The sequence below is a fragment of the Psychrobacter sp. 2Y5 genome (assembly GCF_051847375.1).
Taxonomy (GTDB): domain Bacteria; phylum Pseudomonadota; class Gammaproteobacteria; order Pseudomonadales; family Moraxellaceae; genus Psychrobacter.
Genome location: NZ_JBPYDA010000026.1, coordinates 1 through 2,539, shown reverse-complemented (window position 1 = coordinate 2,539; position 2,539 = coordinate 1). Strand labels below are relative to the sequence as shown.

General features: G+C 50.6%; 1 protein-coding gene. It reads left to right on the top strand.

Annotated elements, in window-relative coordinates; translation table 11 throughout:
- On the top strand, positions 1-2,539 hold a 2,539-nt coding region (locus tag ACS8E3_RS12945), incomplete at both ends, for a HupA family protein (protein WP_439244747.1).

Sequence of the window (2,539 nt, the reverse complement as noted above, 5' to 3'; positions counted from 1 at the left end):
TAATAAAGCGCTAAAAGACGCTCAAGCACAAGCCGCTGCTTCAACTGCTGCTGCAAATAAAGCCAAAGAAGATGCTGCTAAAGCTCAAGCTGCTGCTGCCAAAGCTCAGGAGGCCGCAGACAACGCAGGTAATAGTGAAGCGGTCCTAAAGGATGCAATAGCGCGTGCAGCTGCTGCCGAAGAAGCAGAAGCGAAAGCTCTAAAAGCCGCAGAAACTGCTGAGGTAGCAAGAGTCGCTGCACTAAAAGCAAAAACCGCTGCAGAAAATGCTGCCAAAGCGGCAAAAGATGCAGCCGACAAAGCGATTGGAGAAGCTAAAGCAGAGGCTAACAAAAAAGTAGCCGAAGCTAATAAGCAAGCCAGCGATGCACAAGCTCAAGCTACCGTTGCCGAAAAAGAAGCTAACGATGCTAAAGCTGCCGAAGCAAAAGCCAAGGCTGAGGCTACTAAAGCGAAAACCGATGCAGCTGAGGCAGTCAAAGCAGCTAATGCCAAAGCAGATAAGGCTAATCAACAAGCCACAGCTGCACAAGCCCAAGCTGCTCTTGAGAAACAAAAAGCCGCTGATGCCCAAGCAGAAGCGAATCAAGCCAAAAGTGAGCTTGCCAAAGCGCAAGAAGACTTAGCCGCAGCAGAAAAAGCTTTAGAAGAGGCACTAGCCTCAGGCGGTAGCACCGAAGCATTACAAGCAGAAGTGGAGCGCCGCCAAGCTGCCCTTGAAGCGGCCAATGCCAAAGCTAGCGCGGCTCAGCAAGCTCAAGCTGATGCCGTTGCTGCAGCAGAAGCCCAAGTTACTGCCGCGAACCAAGCCACGCAAGCAGCTCAAGATGCCCTAACAGCAGCTCAGATCAAGAATGCGCCGGAAGCCAAGAAAACTGGTGTACAGCATGTCAGTATTGACGCCTCAGGCGTAGGACAAGGCATGTTGACAACCACGACTCGTGACTTTGGCATTACGGATAAGACGCAAGTAGAAGCTCGTGCAGACATCGCGTCTGGAGGGTTAGTCTCTGATCCTGTAGCGCTTAAAGTCAGTGGTAACAATGATGCAGAAGTTGCGGATTCTAACGGTTTCAAATCATTTGATAATGTCACCAAAGTTGTCACAGCTACACTGGGTGAGCAAGACTTAATTTATACCTCAACCTATAAAGACTTTAGTGACGACTTAAGAGTGGCTCATATCGATGGCGCAGCTGCTGGCTTGTTACCGGTAAACGGGGTAGCTGTAGTTGGTAACGCCACACAAGCCGCTAATATGCCAACTGAAGGTACTGTTGGCTATACCGGTGACGCTACTTATCGTGCACTCGGTAAAGACAGTGCTATTGAATTTGGTCAATCAGCGTTTACCGCAGACTTTGTCGCCAAGAACCTCAAAGGTGATTTAACTTTCAGTGATAAGAAAATTGGTTTAGAAGCCTCTATCAATGGTAACCAATTCTCAGGAAGCAAAGACGGTTACAATGCTGATGGTGGATTCTTTGGCGGTGATGGACAATACTTAGGCGGTGTCTACGAAGGTAATGGCGCTCAAGGTACTTATGGTGCCAAGAGCGACAAGCAAACCTCTGCTGAACAAGCGGCTATTAAAGCGCAAGCTGATGCTGATAAGGCCAATGCTGCTATCGCTGGCGTTCAAGCCCAAGCCGACGCTGCCCAAGCTGCTGCTGACAAAGCACAAGCGGACGCTGTGAAAGCACAAGAAGCCTTGGCAAAAGCAGAAGATGCCTTAGCAAATGGTGGCAATGGTGAAGACCAACTGGCCGCTGCATTAGAACGCGCAGCCGCAGCAGAGGCTGCAGAAGCCGCAGCACTACAAGCGGCATCGACAGCGAAAGCGGCAAGACAAGCTGCGGAGACTGCTCAAGCAGCAGCCGAAGATGCAGCTATAAAAGCGCAACAAGCAGCCGACAAAGCGATTGGTGAAGCGAAAGCAGAGGCTAATAAGAAAGTTGCCGAAGCCAATCAACAAGCGAATGATGCTAAAGCCGAAGCTGAAGCGGCCAAAACACGAGCTGAAGCGGCAGAAGCAGCAGAAGCGAAAGCCAAGGCTGAGGCTACTAAAGCGAAAACCGATGCAGCTGAGGCAGTCAAAGCAGCTAATGCCAAAGCAGATAAGGCTAATCAACAAGCCACAGCTGCACAAGCCCAAGCTGCTCTTGAGAAACAAAAAGCCGCTGATGCCCAAGCAGAAGCGAATCAAGCCAAAAGTGAGCTTGCCAAAGCGCAAGAAGACCTAGCTGCAGCAGAAAAAGCTTTAGAAGATGCCCTAGCGAATGGCGGTAGCACCGAAGCGCTACAAGCCGAAGTCGACCGTCGCCAAGCTGCACTTGACGCGGCCAATGCCAAAGCTAGCGCGGCTCAGCAAGCTCAAGCTGATGCCGTTGCTGCAGCAGAAGCCCAAGTTACTGCCGCGAACCAAGCCACGCAAGCAGCTCAAAATGCCCTAACAGCAGCTCAGATCAAAAATGCACCGGAAGCTAAGAAGTCTGGTGTACAGTCATTGAACGTCAATGTTGCACCGTTAAATAAAGTC